12 protein-coding genes are annotated in these 19318 nt (G+C 57.5%); 8 read left to right on the top strand and 4 right to left on the bottom strand.

Features of this window, described 5'->3' with window-relative positions:
* Nucleotides 1-779 (bottom strand): GTP-binding protein (locus ACZCED_RS17465; RefSeq protein ID WP_464861312.1); only part of this gene is annotated, 779 nt, incomplete at its 3' end.
* Nucleotides 780-1140: 361 nt separating this feature from the next.
* Between ACZCED_RS17465 and ACZCED_RS17460 the strand changes: the two genes are divergently transcribed.
* From ACZCED_RS17460 to ACZCED_RS17445, 4 genes are all read left to right on the top strand, one after another.
* On the top strand, nt 1141-3216 hold the full coding sequence (locus tag ACZCED_RS17460; RefSeq protein WP_462970145.1) for a hybrid sensor histidine kinase/response regulator: 2076 nt from the start codon (nt 1141-1143) through the stop codon (nt 3214-3216).
* 213 nt (nt 3217-3429) lie between these two features.
* On the top strand, nt 3430-4857 hold the full coding sequence (locus ACZCED_RS17455) for an MBOAT family O-acyltransferase (RefSeq protein ID WP_464861311.1): 1428 nt from the start codon (nt 3430-3432) through the stop codon (nt 4855-4857).
* Nucleotides 4858-4865: 8 nt separating this feature from the next.
* Nucleotides 4866-7754 (top strand): sialate O-acetylesterase, encoded by a 2889-nt coding sequence (locus tag ACZCED_RS17450; protein WP_464861310.1) that lies wholly within the window; start codon nt 4866-4868, stop codon nt 7752-7754.
* Nucleotides 7755-7803: 49 nt separating this feature from the next.
* Nucleotides 7804-10416 carry a 1-acyl-sn-glycerol-3-phosphate acyltransferase gene (locus ACZCED_RS17445; protein ID WP_464861309.1) on the top strand — a complete coding sequence of 871 codons (2613 nt, stop codon included), beginning with the start codon at nt 7804-7806 and terminating at the stop codon, nt 10414-10416.
* Nucleotides 10417-10510: 94 nt separating this feature from the next.
* On the opposite strand, the gene ACZCED_RS17440 is transcribed toward ACZCED_RS17445, so the two are convergent.
* Both ACZCED_RS17440 and ACZCED_RS17435 read right to left on the bottom strand, forming a co-directional pair.
* Entirely contained in the window at nt 10511-11218 is a 708-nt protein-coding gene (locus ACZCED_RS17440) for an HNH endonuclease (protein ID WP_464861308.1), read from the bottom strand.
* Nucleotides 11219-11396: 178 nt separating this feature from the next.
* Nucleotides 11397-11978 carry an NUDIX hydrolase gene (locus ACZCED_RS17435; protein ID WP_462970150.1) on the bottom strand — a complete coding sequence of 194 codons (582 nt, stop codon included), beginning with the start codon at nt 11976-11978 and terminating at the stop codon, nt 11397-11399.
* A gap of 476 nt (nt 11979-12454) precedes the next feature.
* Here ACZCED_RS17435 and ACZCED_RS17430 point away from each other — a divergent pair, with 476 nt between their 5' ends.
* Both ACZCED_RS17430 and ACZCED_RS17425 read left to right on the top strand, forming a co-directional pair.
* Entirely contained in the window at nt 12455-13948 is a 1494-nt protein-coding gene (locus ACZCED_RS17430; RefSeq protein WP_464861307.1) for a hypothetical protein, read from the top strand.
* Complete coding sequence (locus ACZCED_RS17425; RefSeq protein WP_462970152.1) at nt 13927-14601, top strand: hypothetical protein; 675 nt, start codon at nt 13927-13929, stop codon at nt 14599-14601. Before ACZCED_RS17430 ends, ACZCED_RS17425 begins: the two co-directional genes overlap by 22 nt.
* Before the next feature lie 313 nt (nt 14602-14914).
* Here the strand turns inward: ACZCED_RS17425 and ACZCED_RS17420 are convergent, their stop codons facing one another.
* Entirely contained in the window at nt 14915-16399 is a 1485-nt protein-coding gene (locus ACZCED_RS17420; protein WP_464861306.1) for a trimethylamine methyltransferase family protein, read from the bottom strand.
* 402 nt (nt 16400-16801) lie between these two features.
* Here ACZCED_RS17420 and ACZCED_RS17415 point away from each other — a divergent pair, with 402 nt between their 5' ends.
* Nucleotides 16802-17920 carry a trans-sulfuration enzyme family protein gene (locus tag ACZCED_RS17415; protein WP_462970154.1) on the top strand — a complete coding sequence of 373 codons (1119 nt, stop codon included), beginning with the start codon at nt 16802-16804 and terminating at the stop codon, nt 17918-17920.
* A 58-nt stretch (nt 17921-17978) separates the two neighbouring features.
* Nucleotides 17979-19196 (top strand): MFS transporter, encoded by a 1218-nt coding sequence (locus tag ACZCED_RS17410; RefSeq protein WP_464861305.1) that lies wholly within the window; start codon nt 17979-17981, stop codon nt 19194-19196.
* Nucleotides 19197-19318 lie beyond the last annotated feature (122 nt).

Raw genomic sequence — 19318 nt, 5'->3', positions numbered from 1 at the left:
GACCCCAAAAAAACCGGTGTCATTGCCCGGGCGATAGTTCCTCGGCGAACAGCCTCGATGATCAGTTCCGGCGTGACCTTTTCTTCAAGGGCGGCTTCGGTCAACTCGTCTGAAAACATTGCCGCCGCATCTATCAGGGCCTCCCTTTTCTCGAGGGCTAGCGTTACCAGGGATTCCGGTATCTCTGCCTCGCGCAGCTCCTCACCATTGATTCCTTCGAAATAAAGGGCCTTCATGCTCACCAGGTCCACCAGGCCCTGAAGGTCAGCTTCCAGGCCGATTGGGATCTGCATAGCAACCGGTTTGTGGCTCAGTTTTTGTTCGAGCTGCCGGATCACACGCTCCGGATTGGCGCCGTTACGATCGCATTTATTAATGAAGGCGATAAAAGGAACGTTGTAGCGCCGCATTTGTTGATCGACGGTGATAGACTGGGATTGAACCCCCCCGACAGCGCATAGCACCAGAATCGCACCGTCGAGAACCCGCAGGGATCGCTCCACCTCGATGGTGAAATCGACATGGCCCGGCGTATCGATGATATTGATTTCATGCTTGTTCCACTCGCAGTAAGTGGCGGCGGAGGCAATGGTGATCCCACGCTCCTTTTCAAGCTCCATGGAATCCATGGTGGCCCCCACCCCGTCTTTGCCCTTTACGTCGTGGATGGCATGGATGCGCTTGGTGTAAAACAGGATCCGCTCGGTAAGCGTGGTTTTGCCTGAATCGATATGGGCGCTGATGCCTATATTTCTGATTTTCTCGATGCGTGTTGCCATGATGTCCTCTAGTTGTGAGCGCAACGGCTGACCGGTTGATGCGCTCGGTCTTTATGTTAAAGGTATAATAAAAAAAAGATCCCGCATTTGGCAATGACCGCACCAGATGTGGGACCTTCGACTACCGATCAGGATGCTGGTGCGCTAATATAGTGTTGTTGCAGTGGATGTCAACAAAAAAGTAGCCATATAACCGAATACGGCAAAGCGATCGCAACCATATATTGACGAAGCGGTTGCATCCGGTCTATTGATATGCGAAAAAAGAGTGCAGGTGGTTCATAACAATGGCGTCTGCCATAGCAGGCGCACGATTCAAGACCTTCAGGCAACCCCGGCCGAAATGACCCAGAGCTTCAATATGGACGAATCAACCGACCAAATAAAGATCCTTCAGGAAAAGCTCCGGCTTCTGGAGAAGGAAAAGGCGTCTTGGCGTAAAACCCAGTTCATCGCCAATGCGGCCGATCAGCTGCTCACCATGATCGACCGCAACTATATTTATGAAAGCGTCAATCAGGCATATTGCCGCGCCCGGGGGCAGCGGCACGAAGATGTTGTCGGTAAAAGCGTCGCCGCCGTGTGGGGACAGTCACAATTCGACTCGATCATCAAACCCAAGCTGGACCATTGTTTTGCCGGCGATGTGACCAGCTCGGAAGACTGGTTCAAGTTCGATGGGAGGGAATTGCGCTGCTATCAGGTCACTTACAATCCTTATCGGGACGACAGCGGCCAGGTTACCCATGCCGTGGTCGTCACCCACGACATCACGGCCCGCAAACATGCGGAAGCCGGCATGAAGAAGGCCAACGACCGTCTTGAAAGGCGGGTGCAGCAGCGCACCGAGGCGCTGGAGCAGGCCAACGATCAACTTCGCAATGAAATCGAAGAACGCAAGCGGGTCGAAAAAGCGCTTAGGGAAAGCGAGGATCGATACCGCTCCGTTTCCCGAGACATGCCGGCCATGGTTTGCCGGTACCGGCCCAACGGCGATCTTACCTTTGCCAACATCCGCTTCAAAAATAACTTTCAGCTTTCCGGCGACTTCCCTGTGGATACGAATGTCTTTGCTTTGTTTCCCGACGTCGAGCAGCAGCGCATGCAAAACAGACTGCAGCGCCTTCGCCCGGACAAACCCACGGTGATCTCTGAACAGGCCACCCGGACCGAAACCGGCGAGATCCTGTGGCGGCAGTGGACCGACCGCGCCCTGTTCGATGAGCAGGGCAACGCCATGGAATACCAGAGTATCATCATCGATATCACCGAGAAGAAAAATGTAGAGAGCAAGCTCCAGCAGGCGCAGAAGATGGAGGCCATCGGCACGCTGGCCGGCGGCATCGCCCACGACTTCAACAACCTGCTCATGGGCATACAGGGGAACATCTCCCTGATGTATCTGGATGTCGACAACTGTCATCCGCTTTACGAGAATGTCCACAGCATCGAACAGCTGGTTGACAGCGGCGCCAACCTGACCCGGCAGCTGCTGGGTTTCGCCAGAGGCGGAAAATATGTGGTCAAGCCCGTGAACCTGAACGATGTCGTGTCCGAAACAGCCGCCCTGTTCGGTCGAACCCGCAAATCCATCCGGATCCACGAGACCTATGAACCCAATGTTCGCCTGGTCTCCGCCGACCGGGGGCAGATCGAACAAGTCCTGATCAACCTTTACCTCAACGCCTGGCAGGCCATGTCTGAAAAAGGCGATCTTTACCTGGAAACCCAGAACGTCACCATTGACGAAAAATTCGTCAAACCCTTTGAAATCAGTTACGGCGACTATGTACGGGTATCGGTCACGGACACGGGAAAAGGCATCGACCCGGCCATCTCCCACCGCATATTCGACCCTTTTTTCACCACCAAGGAGTTAGGCTGCGGATCGGGCCTCGGGCTCGCTTCGGTGTTCGGCATCGTCAAGAACCACGATGGCATTGTGGATTTTGAGAGCCAGTCCGGCCGCGGCACCACGTTCAGTGTTTACCTGCCCATTTCCAAGAAAACCAGCAAAGAACCGGCACCGGCGCCGGCAGGCATCTTAAAAGGTCCGGAAACCATTTTACTGGTGGACGATGAGCCCTATATCCTCGATGTGGGCGTAAAGATGCTCGAAAAAATGGGATACACCGTGATCAAAGCCTGCTGCGGCGATGACGCGGTGCGTGTGTTCAACGATACCCCCAGGGAGATCGACCTGGTGATTCTGGATTTGATCATGCCGGACATCGGCGGGGGCGAGGTGTTTGACCGGCTGCGCACGATCCGACCGGACATCAAGGTACTGCTGGCCAGCGGCTACAGCATGGGTGACGCCGCTGCCATCATCTCCCGGGGATGCAACGGGTTCATCCAAAAACCCTTCGGCATGGAAAAACTCTCCCATGCCATCCGCGAGGTGATCGACAATGGCCACCACCAGCCCGTCGCATGACTGGTCCGATAACACCGTCTCATCGGTTTGAGCCAGGCCCGGCTTGATGATTCCAGGCGGTAACCCGCCGGGACTGTTCTGCCGGCAGCGGCAGTGCTGCGCAGCACCCTAAGGATGAATATCGATTTCCAGTTCGCTCGCTAACCCCGCCGCAAGCGACGGGCAAGGCGCTCGCCGTCGCGGTTCATTTCCGATTGATACAGAACCAATCGCATGATCTTTTCAAGCGTTTTCTTCATCTTCGCCTTCCTGCCGGTAGTGATGCTTTGCTACTACGGTCAGCATGTTCTGCTTAAAAACCGTCTGCGCAACCTGACCCTGCTCGTCGCCTCCTACCTTTTCTATCTTTTCGGCGCCCCGGATTTCATCCTGTTTCTGGCCGGGTCCTCCCTGTTCGACTACGCGATGGGACGCTTCATGGACCGCTTCGCAGGACGAAAGCGATTGTGGCTGACCCTGTCCATTGTGGTCAATCTGGGACTGCTGGCCTGGTTCAAATACGCCAACTTCATGGTGGCCCAGACCGCCGGGCAACTGGCCCGGGCTGGCATCGACCTGTCCGGGTGGGAAGCCGTGGCTCTGCCGGTGGGTATCTCTTTTTTCACCTTCCAGAAGCTCAGCTACACGATCGACGTCTACCGTGGACGGTGCCGGCCCATCGCCAACGTGATCGACTTTTGCATGTATGTGGCCCTGTTTCCGCAGTTGGTGGCCGGCCCCATCGTCCGATTCCGTGACATTCACGACCAGATCGACAATCGGGTGGAATCCTGGAACCGCTTTCATGCAGGTGCGATGCGGTTTTGCTGGGGGCTGAGCAAAAAAGTGATCCTGGCCGACACCTGCGGCCGGTTTGCCGACCTCATATTCGGCCTTTCGCCTGCCGGGCTGGACACCAAAACCGCATGGCTGGGGGCCCTTGCCTATACGCTGCAGATCTATCTGGACTTTTCCGCCTACTCGGACATGGCCATCGGCCTGGGCATGCTCTTCGGTTTCCGTTTCCTGGAAAATTTCAACCGCCCATACAGCGCCGTGAGCCTGACCGATTTCTGGCGGCGGTGGCACATCTCATTGAGCAGCTGGTTCAGGGACTATCTGTACATTCCGCTGGGCGGCAGCCGTAAAGGGGGGCCCCGCACCTATTTGAACCTCGCCCTGGTGTTTCTCCTATGCGGGTTCTGGCATGGCGCCAACTGGACGTTTGCGGCCTGGGGCGCCTACCACGGCCTTTTTTTAGTGTTCGAGCGGATGACCGGGCTGCGCCGGTTTTCCCCAAACCGCCTGCGCGGGCTTCGCCGCCTGTTGACCCTGACAGTGGTCGTATGCGGATGGGTGATCTTCCGCTGTGACGACCTGGGCCAGGCCGGCCATTTTTTCACGGCCATGTTCAGTCTCACCAGTCTGGAAATGCCGGCTGCCCTGGTGGACCTGATGAATCTTAAGAACACCGTGCTGATGCTTTGTTCGGCCACGGCACTGATCCTGCCGTCCGGGGCCATGGATGCCGAACCCTGGATAGACAATCGACAGCTGCTGGCGACCATGGCGGGCATTGTCCTGTTTATGGTGCTCTTGCCCTGGTGCGTGGCCATTATCTCCTCCGGCACCCAGAACCCGTTCATCTACTACCGGTTTTAATCGAAACGGTGAAAAAGTTTTTCTCTCTATTTTTCGTGACCCTGCTGACCGCACCGATCGCTTTGTGGGGCATCGGCCAATTGCGCGGCAATGGGGACAACACCGTCCTGCAGGGATTTCCACGCCCCGAGGCGACATTGTGGCTGGACCGGGACTTTTACCAGGCTGTCGAGGCCTGGTTTAAAGACGCCCTGCCCGCCGCAAAACCCCTGAGAATTTTCAACAACTGGCTGAACTATCACCTGTTTTCCGTCACTGCGGCAACCGACGTGCACCTCGGTATCCACGGCTGGCTGTATCCGAAGGGAAACAGCCAGGACCACTCGGCACCATCGGTTGCCCGGCAGGAATCCTACCGGCTGTTTCTGGAGTTGCACGCTGCAGACAAAATAATCAGCGCAACGGGTCGCCGGTTTATGGTCACGGTGGCCCCTGGAAAGTCATCCATATATCCGGAGTTTATCGGTTCCGGTCGCGCTGGGGCGCGCAGCCGATTCTACCAGGCGCTGATCGATGCCAACGACCGCCACCCGATCAGCGGCTTTATCGGACTGGACCCCGCGTTGAAAAAAGCCAAACTCCGCGGAATCCACGTCTATCACAAACGGTCGCGCCTGTGGACATGCTCTGGCGCCGCCGCAGCCGCCGACCAGATCCTGAAGGTTCAGGAACGGGGAACACCTTCATTGGACCATCCGCCGATGATTGCCTCCTGCCCGCCGCCGGACGATGATCTCTACCGCCTTGTACTGGGCATGGACGCACGGACAAATGCGCCACTGGCCGGCCACGCCGCAGGACCCCATGCAGTCAATGGTCCGGTGGTCGTGGCCTATGGCGACGACTATATGGACCGCCTGCTGCCGTTTATCACCCACGCGTTCAACGGAATGGCGGTCATCGATGCAACCCAGGACCCCACGTTCGGCCGCAATGTCCTGGCCAGAGACAGTGATTGGATTATTTTGGAAAGCGGTGAAGACAGGCTGGAACGGATCCACCTGGATCTGGAGGCCTTGTATGCCACGGCTGCCGGCAAACCGTTGATGGGCGTGAACAAGCGACGCATCCGCCTTGAGGGTGCCACTCCCGTGACCCCGTGTGCCTTGGATATCACCCCTGACGGCCTTCAAATCCGATCCCCCGGCGAAGGAGCCTTTTTCTCCCTGCCCGCGCTTCCAGGATCGACGAACACGGTCTTCAGGATGGTGAACCTGACCTTCTCCCCGGCACACCAGGGTCGGATCACCGTCAAGACCCGACCTGGGGATACCGGGTTGAACCAGCGAAACCTGAACCGGGAAACGCTGAACATGATCGTCCCCCTGCCCTTCGATGAATCGGTGGAAATACAGATCAATCCCAGCGAGCACCCGGGTGTGTTCACCCTTGAAAACGCCGAACTGTTGAGTTTTTACGGCAAGGATCCGCCGCCGATACCGGTGGTTGCTGAGGCGCCTGCCACCGTCGGCGACATTTACAGCGGGATGGCCATTGAATCGATCGAACCGCAGGCCGGGGGCACCGATTCGGCCAGCCAACCGGCCATGCCGTCGGCACCGCATCCCACGGATGGGATGCCCGGACTGAGCTTGCCCGAACTGACCCTGACCGACATCGAACAGGGCCGTATCTTTCAACGCCAGGGCAAAGATGCGGACATCGTGGTCACCGGCTCCTATACCGGCCTGTCTGGACCGGTTGAAGCCCGGGTGGTGGACGCCGAAACCGACGCGGTGGTGGTTCCCTGGACCGTGGTGGACGACTCGCCCGCGAACGGGCTGTACACCGGCTTATTGCGCCAGGTTCCCCAGGGAGGGTGGTACCGCTTGGAGGTGCGCAGCGGCATCGCCCCGTGGGTGGTCAACAAAGGCGGCAACCGATGGGGAGTGGGCACGCTGGTTGCCTTCATCGGCCAATCCAACATGCGCGAGTGGTTTTACACCGGCAGCGACCATCGCCCATCTCCGTTGTTGATGCTTCACCGCAATGGCGAATGGGTCGTCCCGAAAACATCCGGAAACGGAGCGCTGGCCCTGGGCAACCGGTTGACCAGGGCGCTGAGGATTCCGGTTGGACTGCTGGATTATTCGGTCAACGGCAGCGGACTGACGGCCAAGGCGGAGTGGGGCAAAGGCTTCTGGCTGGACACCGGCCCCGACGGAATCTTTCAGCAAACCGTTGAAGGAATCAACGCCGCCGGAGGGTCGGTGGAGGCCGTGGTGTGGATGCAGGGGGAGGCGGATGCGGCGCGGGGGACGGTGTCCCGCGAAGAATACCGGGCCGCCCTGGAACGCCTGGTCAACGATCAGATTCGATCCGACATTAAAAACGGCTCGAACCGACCCCGGCTTCCCTTCTTGATCATCCCTCTGGTCAAGCGGCCCACCGGCAGGGACGCCCCCTGCCAGTGGATTCGCGACGCCCAGGCGGATGCGCTGAAGACCATCGACGAAAGCCACCTGGGGGCCCTGAGCATGGATCTGGAGAACCGCGGCCGCCAGCACCTTACTCCGGCGTCCTACACCACCCTGGGCATTCGAACATCCCAGACGATCCTTTACCTGCTGGGCAAAGCGTCCTACCATCGCGGCCCGGCCATTACGGGCGTCACCCGATCGTCGGACACAAATATCGAGATCGCCATCGAGCACCGGGGCGGCACCGACTTCACCCCGTGGTCTCAGATCACCGGGTTCGAGGTTCTCTCCGACCGGGAGCCGCTGCCCATCGCCTCGGTTTCCCGCAAGGACGGCAATACCATCCGCATCGTGATGGAGAACGAGGTCCCCGCAGATTTCAACGTGCGCTACCTGTACGGCGCTCATCCCGACACGTCGAACCCGGTCCGGGACAACACGGAACTGCGTCTCCCGCTGGAACCGTTTTCACAATAACCGTCATATATACGGTGGCCTTTTTTGGCAAATCTGATATAAACGCCCCATGAACAAGCCATCACGATTCGCGGGTTGGATTCAACGGCGCTCGGAGGATGCACAGAACCTCTTTTCCTGCTGGCTACCCAAGCAGACCGGCATCTTCTCCATGTTCATCCTGCGACGCCTCTTCTCAGGCATCTGCCTGAATCCCGACCTCAAGGCGACCCTGAAGGAGCTTCCCGATAACGCAGTCATCGTCTACGTCTCGAAAACCAAAAGCTATTTCGAATTCCTATGCTACTATACCCGCTACATGCAGGCCAACCTGCCCTATCCCCAACTGGGTTTCGACTGCAGCATCAGGATCCTTCAGCCCGTAAGCCGGATGATTCGCATCGCCACCGCCCAGGCTCGTTTTTTCCTGCACCACTTTTCGTTTAGAGACCCTTACCGGTCAGGATTCATTCGCGACGAAATCGACAAGGGGACCACCGCCTTTTTGCCGCTGGTGGAAAAACGCGATTTTTATCGGCGATTCATCAAATCCAAGACCGATCCCATCCGTCATCTGATCGATATTCAGCAAACGCTGGAGCGGCCCATCTGCATCATTCCGCAGCTCTTGTTCTTCAGCAAGCACCCGGCATCCACCATGCCGACGATGGCTGACATTTTTTTCGGGTCCCCACAGAAACCGGGAAAGTTGCGGCGCCTGGCCACGTTGTTCAGAAAACCGGGCAGCATCTTTATCGAAGTATCCGACCCGATCAACCTGAAACGGTTTCTGGAATCAACAGAAAACCGAGGCCGCAGCGCCGAGTATCTGGCGCTGAAACTGCGGCGGGATCTACTGGGACAGATCAATGCCCATCGAAAAAGCATCACCGGCCCCGCCATCAAAACACCCGAGGAGATCAAGCAGGAGATCCTGACCGGCGAGGAGTTGCGCCAGTTCATGGGCACGTACGCCGAACGCCGCGGGATGACGATTTTCCAGACCCATCGCGAAGCCCTGGGTTACGTGGACGAGATCGCCGCCAATTACAGCCCTTCCTTCATCAATATCGTCCACCGGGTCACGGGACGTTTCCTGAACACGCTTTTCGAGTCGGTGTCCTTCAGCCCGGAGGCATTGTCGGCCATCAAGCGCATTTCCCGCAAAGGGCCGATCATCTTCATGCCCGCCCACAAAAGCCATATGGACTCGCTCCTTTTGTCCTTCACCTTGTACGACAACCACATGCCCTGCCCCCACATCTTTGCCGGCAAGAACCTGGCCTTCTGGCCCATGGGCCCGCTGTTCCGCCGGGTGGGCGCCTTTTTTGTGCGGCGCAGCTTCAAAGGGGCCGTGTTTTATGCCAAAGTCTTTTCCGCCTATATTTTTCAGGTTCTCAAGGAAGGATTTAACATCGCCGTTTATATCGAAGGCACCCGCAGCCGCAGCGGCAAACTGCTCCAGCCCCAACTGGGCATGCTCTCCATCCTGCTGCACGCCTTTTTCGAGGGCGCCTGCAAGGACATGATATTCGTCCCCGTCTTCATCGCCTACGACCGGATTCCGGACGAAGGGTCCTACCTGCATGAAATCAGCGGGGGGAAAAAGGCTGCCGAGAGCTTCCGCCAGATGCTCAAGGCCAAAGGCATCCTGAAGGACCGCTATGGCAAAGTTCACCTGAATTTCGGGCGGCCTCTCAGCCTGAACGAAATGCTGGCCGAGCAGGGTTTGACCGGAGCGGTGCTCTCTGCCAAACAGCAGAACACCTTGTGCCGGGACATCGGCGCCCAGATGATGAACGCCATTGACCGGCAGACGGTTGTCACCCCCCAATCCCTGGTTGCCGGCGCCCTGCTGTCGGGCGGCAGGGAAATCATCTCCCGCAAGGAACTGTTCTTTCGCATCGAGGCGTCAATGAACCTGTTGGATGCCCAAGGGTCCTGCCTGGCAGACACCCTTGCCGACGGGCACGCATCCGCGGTGGAAAACGCCCTTTATCATTATCGGAGCCGTAAATTCATCCAGTGGGTCGATGCCAAGGCCATCGATCAGGTCCGCCACAACGAATGGCGGATCATGGAAAACCGCCGCAATGCGCTGGACTACTACAAAAACATCAGTATCTGCCATGTCGTACCGGCGGCCTTCACGGCCCTGGCCATATTGGAAAAAGACGCCTTCCAATTTTCGTCGGCAGACCTGCATGTCACTTATCGGCGCCTTCAGGATCTGTTTGGCGAGGAATTCATCCCGGACCCGATCCATCCCCCGGCCTACACGGTCCGCAAAACCGTCAAAGCATTTATCGACAATGCGATCCTCGTTCCCCACCCGGTCATGCCGGATACCTACAACATATCCTCGGAGGGTTTTCGCAAGCTGATTTTCTTTGCCGGATATATTGAACCCTTCCTGGAATCCTATCGCACGGCACTGGTCTATTTTGCCAAAAACCGGCGCAACCACCACCACAAGGCCAAAATGCTGAAAAAGATGCTGGCCATCGGCAACCGCATGATCCGGCAGGGGGAAATCCGGTTGAAGGAATCCATCTCCAAGGCAAACTACAACAATGCCATCGCCTTTTTTTCGAAGAACGGGGTAAGGGGTTCCGAGGACGAGGAAATGGTGCGGCAGTGGAATGATGTTTTGGTACACTTCCAGAGCCTTATTTCCCGGTAGTGCTGCGGCGCCGGGCCGTGCCGAACGCGGCAGCGGGATTTATCCACTAAAGTTGATGATCGCGTAAAAAGCTAAAAGTCTGACGGACTCGTATCTATTTCCGCCGTCTGGCAGCATGACGCCGGGTGCGCACGCTTTTCTTCCTGACCACTTGCAGGGATGCGTAGAGCTTGGAGCGGGTCTTGCGCTTCAGATCCTTGATGGCCTTAGGATCCGGATCGTTTTCCATGGATGCCAGGCAGGCTGGGCAAAGGGCCACCACGTTCTTGATTGAATGCTCGCCGCCTTGCATAAGCGGCTGGATATGGAAAGGCGCCAAACGGTGGGTCCCGGCTCCTTCATCGGTTTCGATTCCGCAGCATTCACAGCACATCCCGCAGCGCTTCAGCACAGAGTCGAACACCTTTTTTTTGCGGTTGAACGGTTCGGTTCCGTCCGCAGCCGCTTTCCACGGCTTTCCGGGCGCCGGTTTGTCAATCGGCTGGGACCGGTGGGCCGTTTCGGGTTTGCGGGAATAGGCCGGTTCGGCAGGCGGAGCCGGTGTTGTCGTCATTTCCGTTTTCGCGGGCTGGTTTGGCGGATCCGCTATCGGACTTTGCGGGGAGAGCGCTCTCTTTCGTTTTCTGACCAGCGCTTTATCGGTTTTTCCGTCCGTGGACCGGATTCCCGACACGGATTTGAGCCACCGGCTATGGTTTTCCTCCTGCAATCGCTGTTTGAGGGATTCGTAAGTCTCTTTGGCATCGAATTTGACATTCATCTCCCGCAGCATTTGCTGAATTTCCAATTTGCTCAGTGTCATGGGTATCCTTTGACTCTCTTTTTAAAATAGCGACGCCGCTGGGTGGCAGTTGATCGATGATCGCAAATTGACCGACCCGCAACGCATTTTGAGGGACCGTTGATTACAACACTATGAACACCGATGCAAACGGAAATTTCAGATGGTCTGACCCGGCCCCGGCAGCCACCGTCTCCACCTACCTGACCGGACCACCGGCGGCGAATCCGGAAAGGACCAGCCAGGTCTTGACATCCAAGAAAATGGTGTCGTCCCCGCAGAGGCGTTTCGCATCCGCCTGGCCGACGAACAGGGTTTCTATCTGTTCCGATGAGGTGTTTCCGGCGTCCGAGGGATCTCCAGCGCAGTCCACGTGGGCAATGACAACCGTTTCATCGGTGATCCCGGAGGAACTGAACACGACCGGACTGGTTCGGTGGTGATCCACGACCGTCAACCCGGTTTCCTCAAGCAGTTCCCGCTTGGCAGCCATCTCGATCGATTCTCCCGGATCCACGAGGCCGGCGGGAAATCCATATAAAAAACCACCCACGGCGACCCTGAATTCCCGAATGACCACCAGCCGCCTGCGCTCGAGATGGTAAGCAACGATGACGACGGCATCTGCTGTTGCCAGACGCCCGCTGAAACACTTCGGTCCTGTGCGTTCACGCGACACCAGCTGCCACGTTCTCGGCCGGCCTTCACGGTCACGGTAATGGATTTCAAAAAGGTTTAAAAACCGGCTGGTAAACAGTTTTTTATAGGCGGTCAGTTTCATTTGTTCATGATCCTTAAACCCGTGGATGGGGTGGCACGGTGGGAATCCGGGTTGACCATAACGAAACAGGCTGTACAAAATAATACACACCCTGCGCTTCTCTGCGAACCCATATGGATAGCCACCCTCAGGACTGCCCGGTTGGCCAATCCGGCCAGTCGATGATGAATCCATTATATTTTCAAAAAGATAAACATTGCATGGGCATGAATTCAGCGGTTTCCGAAGCAGCTGTCTGCAATACTGCAATATGAATTATCAACTCGGCATATGAATTGCTGGATGGGCCTAAGAGCAATCGCTCTCGATACGTGCGACAGCAGTCCAGCGTGGCCGAAAGCGAAACGATGATCTGACAATTATCTTCGGTGGGAACCGACCCGGGAAATCCGGCATATCCGACAGCCCATTGGACCTTTTTCACTACTACGTGAGTGCCCGAAACATGGTTACAACCTGAATGAATGGAGGATATCATGCCAGATGCAACAATTTTGTTCAATATCACACCGGTTCCGTTTCTGTCGGTTCTGGTATGGATTTTTTTGAGCATCGCGGCCATGTATTTTGCACGACGGCCCTTTCACGATTCCATGGCGTCACTGGGCCGGGTGATATACAATGCCATGCGCCTGGCGTCCGCTTCGGTGAAGATGGCCCGCCAGCGACTGGAAGCACGCAACCGTGAAGTGCTGCTGGCTGCCGGCATGGAACATGCCGAGCGACGGACCGAACGCGAATTCGAGCGGATCAGCGCAGCCGTGGAACGAAATCTGGAAGGCTACCCTCATTTGCAGCGACAGCTCCGTGAAGATCTGTTGAAGCTCGAAGACGATTATCGTAAAACCGCTGAAATTCCCCAGGGTCTGTCGGACTGGGTCAAGGTGATCGATGCCATCGCCGGCATCAAGCCCTCGGGCGACCCCATGGTGGCCAACCTTCTCGAAGATATCCACAACACCTTGAAGGAGCAGCATAAGGCAGCCCTCGAGGGCCACCGCAAAGCGGTGTCCGACCGCCATGGCATCCTCTCCCGCATGGTCCCCCAATGGCGCGCCACCGACAAAACCCTCAAGGGTATTGAAAAATCCATCTCCGACCTGACAGCCCGTTCCCAGGCGGTGGATCAATGCATGACCGACTATGAGACCGTCAGGACGCACACCGACATCGCCGAACGTCAGCTGTCGTCGTCCTCGCTGACCCAGTTCTTCACATCCGGACTGGTTCTGGGGATATTTGTCATCGGTGCCATCATCAACTTCAACCTGGTGGCTTTGCCCATGTCCGAGATGGTGGGCGGCGCCAGCTATATCGGTGCGTTCAAAACATCCGATGTGGCCGGCATATTCATCGTCTGCCTGGAGATCGTCGTGGGAATCTTTCTCATGGATGCCCTGCGTTTCACCCGTCTGTTTTCGGTGATCGGCAGCCTCGACGACAAAAAGCGCACCTGGTTCTTTTTTATCCTGCTGGTCATGCTCACCATCCTGGCCGGTGTTGAGTCGTCCCTGGCCTTCATGCGCGACCGCATTGCCGCGGACATGGAAGCCCTGAGACAGAGTCTGGCCGGCGTTGAACCCACTGCCGTCGCCGCCAGCAAAATCCCCACGGTCGGCCAGATGATTCTGGGATTCATCCTGCCCTTCATCCTTACCACGGTGGCCATGCCCTTCGAGACCTTCGTTTCGTCATCGAGAACCGTGCTCGGCATGGCCGGCGCCTGGGCTCTGAGAGCCCTGGGATTGCTTCTTCGCCTGGCTGGCAACCTGGGGTATTACCTGGGCCGATTGGTGGTCAACGTGTACGATCTGATTATCTTCCCGGCCCTCTGGCTGGAGGCGCTGATTCTTCGGAAAATGGCGGCCTCGCCCCCGGAACCGAAACCGCAAAAAGACCGTTCGGTAAAAACAAACCCATCCATGACCATGTTGGAGGAGGCGGCGCCATGCAAAAAAACAGCAGACTGATCACACGCTCCATAGTTGCAACCGCGCTGTTTACGATCGTGCTGGTTACCCTCGGATGCACCCAGAAAGTGGACCATTCCAAGGGGGTGTACATGCTGGTGGACACCTCGGGCACCTATACCGAAGAACTGAACAAAGCCCGGGCCATCATCAATTACCTGCTGGGCACGCTGGCCCCCGGGGATACCATGGCGGTCGCGCGCATCGATACAGGCAGCTTCAGCGAAAAGGACATCGTCGCCAAAGTCACCTTCGACCAGCGTCCATCGGTGGCCAACACGCAAAAGCGTGCCTTTCAAAAGCAGGTCGCCGATTTCGTATCGTCGGTGGCGGGCAGCAGCCACACGGACATTTCCGGAGGACTGCTCCAGGCGGTCGAATACCTGAACGAAGCGGGATCCGGCCAGAAATACGTCCTGATTTTCTCGGACCTCAAAGAAGAACTGGCCCGGGGGCATGTGCGGGATGTGCCCTTTCAATTGGATGGGTTCAACATCATTGCCTTGAACGTCACCAAGTTGCGGGACGACATTCGCGATCCAAAAAATTACCTGCAGCGGGTCGATCAGTGGCGGGATAAAACGGAGTCCGGCGGCGGGGCTTGGCGAGTGATCAATGACCTCGAGCGGCTGGACAATATGTTTTCATTGTAATCTTTTTAACCATCCTGATAACAGCAGCACCCCGACATGGACGTCGGGGTGCTGTTCTTTTTTATAAAAAGCTGAAAAATCCGTAAAAAGTCAGATATCCGACGGCCTCGTAAAAATTCCGAGATCAAGGCTTGCGGGCCGCGAAAGCGAGCCCAAGCGAGCGAATGGCAAATCGATCAAGATCCCTACGGCGAACATTCATGTTCCATCCCGAGAATACCGCTATCGCGGGTGCCGCAGGCAGCGCAATTCCTGTACGCCTCAGCGACGAGGGATGAAGCGCAACGCAGATATCGGACTTTTTACGGAGCCGTCAAAAGATGAATTTTTTTTCCATCAACCGCTTTTTCTGACGGCTCACGTACTCCGCCAACGCCTGTTCGACACCCGCATCGATGGAAGGTTTTTCATAACTGGCCAGGCGGTCGGCCAGCATTTTCTCTGTTTTATCGGCCACGCAGCGGGCGCCCTTGGATTCCCACTTCTGATAGTCGTCACGGGTGAACAAATGGGGCTGGTAAAGACTCCTGCAGTGTTTGAAGGTGGTGGGATGGGTGAGATAGTTGCCATCGCTGCCGAGGCTTTTGATTGTCGCAACGTCGATGGATTCCACATTGATGTCCATGGCGGTGATCACCCGCCGCAGGGTTCGGCACACCTCTTCGTCGAGGATCCATTTTTCAAAACTCATGGAGATGTAGGAGCCCAGCTGACCGCAGGCGTGGAGTATGAAATTGGCTCCGTTTCTCACGGCCGTGCTCATCATCAGGGTGCCTTCGGCCGCCGCCTGGGAATCCAGGCAATGGGAATTGGTCAGCATGCCGCCGGTGCGGCAGGGGATTTGGTAATGACGTGCCAGTTGGATCACTGCGGATGCCAGGACCACCGCTTCCGGTGCACCCACGGCCGAGGAAACGGTGCGCATGTCCGATGGCGCCGAAACCGATCCATATACCACCGGCGTCCCCGGTCCGGCCAGCTGGGCCAGCACAATGCCGGCCAGAATTTCGGCATTGGCCATGGCCATCAGCCCCGGCAGGGAAATCGGCCCGCTGGTGCCGGCCAGCACCATATCGGTAATCACCAGTGGCTGGCCCAACCGGGCCAGATCGATGATGATCTCAGCCATCTCCGGGCTGTATTTCAGCGGTGAGGCCGCGTGCACGATGGCAGGCATCACCGGCTGCTTTTTCAGCTCCTCCACACCCCCCCAGGCAATTGCGGCCATTTCCACCGAATCCAGCGCCGCCTGCCGGAAATTGCTGCCGGCACAAAAGGCCTTGTCGCACAGGGTCAGGTTGGCAAGCATCATGTCCAGGTGGGCGATCTGAGACGGGACATCGGTGGGCTGAACCGAGAGGTATCCGTTCATGTCCAACTGGTCGGACGTCTGCACGAGTTTACAGCAGGTGAAATAGTCGTCCATGGTTGCCGGCCGGCGCACGCCGTCGGCATTGGAGACGTTGGGTGCCCCGGCAGTGGGCAAAAAGACGAAGTCATCTTCACCGATGGCCACGTTGTATTGCGGGTTGCGGGCGTGCACCACAAAACGGGACGGCACCGTCTCCAGGGCGCGCATCAGCTCATTTTCCGTGATGAACACCCTCGGGTTGGTGACCGTGAAACCGTTCTGACGGAACAGGTCCAGCGCTTCTTCGGAATTGAATTTGACACCGGTTTCCGAAAGGATTTCCATGGACGCATCATGGATCAGGTTGATTTCGTCCCTTGTGAATACCTGCATCCGGTCGTTCATCTGCAGATCTCCCATGTTGTATCCCCGTTGCAGGGGGAACATGCCGTTAGGGCCTGTGACAGGCAGGTTGCGAACCTCGGTCAATCGTCAGATGAACGGTTGAATGGTGCAGCAGGCATTGAGCTTGAAAAGACACCGGCGTCCAAAAGAAATTGCCGCAGATTAGCCATCTGCCTGTTTCCCGGCCAAAAGTCAAACGGATTTTCTCGACCCACCGCCCCGTTCTCGGCGATATCGGTAAAAGCGGAAGATTCTGCAGAGAAAATAACAATTGCATGTTGTAATATCAGGTCAATTCATTTAGCGTACCTCTCTCGAACCGTATCAACGCCCATTGGCAGCCCTTTGAACCGCGATAGCGAGCGCATTCATCGCCGCTGGCGGCGGGGTCGGCGAGCGAACTGGAAATCGATTTTTATCCTTACGGTGAAAGGAAAGCAGAAAGTGAAAGGGAAACCCGTAATACCGCCGGTCTACATGACAGCTACGTATAAGTTTGACAATTCTGACGATCTGATCGATGTGGTCCAGAACCACAGCGGATACATCTACTCCCGATGGGACAACCCGTCGGTGGTGGAGGCCGAAAAGGCCCTGGCAGACCTGGAAGGCTACGACCGCGCCCTGGGTTTCAGTTCGGGCATGGCCGCCATCTCCACCGCCGTTCTGGCCCACGTGCGCGCCGGCGACCGCATCGTCACCACCCGGGAGGTCTACGGCGGCACCTTTGAACTGATGAATACCGTCCTGCCGGACTTCGGCGTGGATGTCACCTATGTCAACTGCTGGAAAACCGGAGAAATCCTGGCTGAAATCGACAAGGGCCTGACGCTGCTTTATCTGGAATCGCCCACCAACCCCCTGCTGCGCGTGGTTGACGTCCCGACGCTGGCCAGCGCCGCTCATGCCAAAGGGGCGCTGGTGCTGCTGGATGCCACGTTTGCATCGCCGGTCAACCAGCATCCGGTGCAATGGGGAGTCGATGCGGTTATTCACAGCGGCACCAAGTACCTGGGCGGACACCACGACATCACCGCGGGGTTCGTCTGTTGCATCAAACCCTGTGCGGACCGCATCTGGAACCGCAGAAAGATATTCGGCGGGGTCATGGACCCCATGACCGCCTTCCTCACGCTGCGCGGCCTGCAAACCCTCGAACTCCGCATGCACAAACACAACGAAAATGCCATGGCGGTCGCCCGCTTTTTAGCCGGGCACCCCAATGTCGCCGCCGTGCATTACCCGGGACTTGCCGCCCATCCCGACCACAGGATCGCCAGTGAACGCATGACCGGGTTCGGCGGTATGCTCAGTTTCGAGGTGGCATCTGACTTTGAAGGCACCAAGCAGGTGATGGACCGGTTGAAGACGATCAAGCTGGCCACCAGCCTGGGCGGCGTCACCAGCCTGGCCAACCAGCCCATCACCAACACCCATGCGGCCTTGAGCCCCGAAGCCCGCGAGAAAGCCGGTGTCAGCGAAAATCTGGTGCGCCTCTCCGTAGGCGTCGAAGCGGTGCAGACGCTGATCGACGATCTGAATCAGGCCCTGGATATCCGATGACCGCGGCCGGAACCTCATCAGGGATCCCACGCGGCCACCACATCCGGTGCGGCCGGTCGTGAAAGGCAAAACCAGGCGCGCGTCCTGGACGCTGCCGGTCATCGTTTTTGCCCAATTCGCCGGCACTTCCATCTGGTTTTCGGGAAATGCGGTGCTCGCCGAATTAATGCAGCGCTGGTCCTCATCGCCACCCATGGCCGGCTGGATAACCAGTGCGGTACAATTGGGCTTTATCGCCGGCACGCTGGTCTTCGCCATCTTCGCCGTTTCCGATCGCTTTTCTCCGCGGCGTGTCTTTTTGCTGTGCGCGGTGGCGGGCGCCCTGTCCAATCTGCTCACCAGTCTGGCGGGCGACAACCTGGCGTGGCTCCTGAGTCTTCGTTTCGTCACCGGGTTCTTTCTGGCGGGGATCTACCCGGTGGGCATGAAGATCGCTGCCGGGTGGTACCGAAAAGGCCTGGGCAATGCCCTGGGATTTCTCATCGGCGCGCTGGTGCTGGGCACGGCTTTTCCCCATCTGTTGAAAGGCGGACTGTCATCGGTGCCCTGGCAGGCCGTCATCGTTCTCTCTTCATGCGTGTGCCTGCTCGGTGGCCTGCTGATGTTTCTGCTGATTCCGGACGGGCCGTACCTGGCGGCCGGGGCCCGGTTCAATCCGCGGGCAGTCGTCACGATGTTTGGCCACCGCGAGCTTCGCGCCGCCGCCCTGGGCTATTTCGGCCACATGTGGGAGCTTTATACCCTATGGGCCTTTGTGCCGGTCTTCCTGGCCGCCTACCTATCGGGTGTTCCCGGCCTTTCCGGCAATGTCTCTTTCTGGAGCTTTCTGATCATCGGCATCGGCAGTGTCGGATGCAGCGTCGGCGGGCTGGTCTCGGCACGTGTGGGCAGCGCGCGCGTGGCCTTTCTCCAGTTGGCCGTCTCGGGCATCTGCTGTCTTTTTTCGCCCCTTTTTTTCGTTGCCCCCCCTGCCCTTTTCCTGGCTTTCATGCTGCTTTGGGGAACGACCGTGGTGGGGGATTCGCCCCAATTTTCAACCATCGTTGCCCGCACGGCACCGCCGGAACTGGTGGGGAGCGCCCTGACCCTGGTCAACTGCATCGGTTTTTCCATCACCGTGGTCAGCCTGTCCCTGATGCAATGGATGGCGGATCTGGTGCCCAAGCCATACCTGCTCGTCTTCCTGGCCGCCGGACCGGCAACAGGCCTTGTCTGCATGAAATCGCTTTTGCGCAGGAACCGGGTTACGCCGCGGCCATTTGTCCGGACCCGATAAGAAACCCGAAGGTTAAGTGCAACTTCGCTCAGACGGATACATCGAACATCGAACATCGAACATCGAACATCGAACATCGAACATCGAACATCGAACATCGAACATCGAACATCGAACATCGA

This window comes from Desulfosarcina sp. (genome assembly GCF_055467485.1).
This window is presented reverse-complemented; position numbering and strand designations above follow the sequence as displayed.

What these genes read in the sequence shown, in the direction of transcription:
- ACZCED_RS17460 (WP_462970145.1), top strand. Translation starts at nt 1,141, where the DNA reads ATGGACGAATCAACCGACCAAATAAAGATCCTTCAGGAAAAGCTCCGG.
- ACZCED_RS17455 (WP_464861311.1), top strand. Translation starts at nt 3,430, where the DNA reads ATGATCTTTTCAAGCGTTTTCTTCATCTTCGCCTTCCTGCCGGTAGTG.
- ACZCED_RS17445 (WP_464861309.1), top strand. Translation starts at nt 7,804, where the DNA reads ATGAACAAGCCATCACGATTCGCGGGTTGGATTCAACGGCGCTCGGAG.
- ACZCED_RS17440 (WP_464861308.1), bottom strand. Translation starts at nt 11,218, where the DNA reads ATGACACTGAGCAAATTGGAAATTCAGCAAATGCTGCGGGAGATGAAT.
- ACZCED_RS17435 (WP_462970150.1), bottom strand. Translation starts at nt 11,978, where the DNA reads ATGAAACTGACCGCCTATAAAAAACTGTTTACCAGCCGGTTTTTAAAC.
- ACZCED_RS17430 (WP_464861307.1), top strand. Translation starts at nt 12,455, where the DNA reads ATGCCAGATGCAACAATTTTGTTCAATATCACACCGGTTCCGTTTCTG.
- ACZCED_RS17425 (WP_462970152.1), top strand. Translation starts at nt 13,927, where the DNA reads ATGCAAAAAAACAGCAGACTGATCACACGCTCCATAGTTGCAACCGCG.
- ACZCED_RS17420 (WP_464861306.1), bottom strand. Translation starts at nt 16,399, where the DNA reads ATGTTCCCCCTGCAACGGGGATACAACATGGGAGATCTGCAGATGAAC.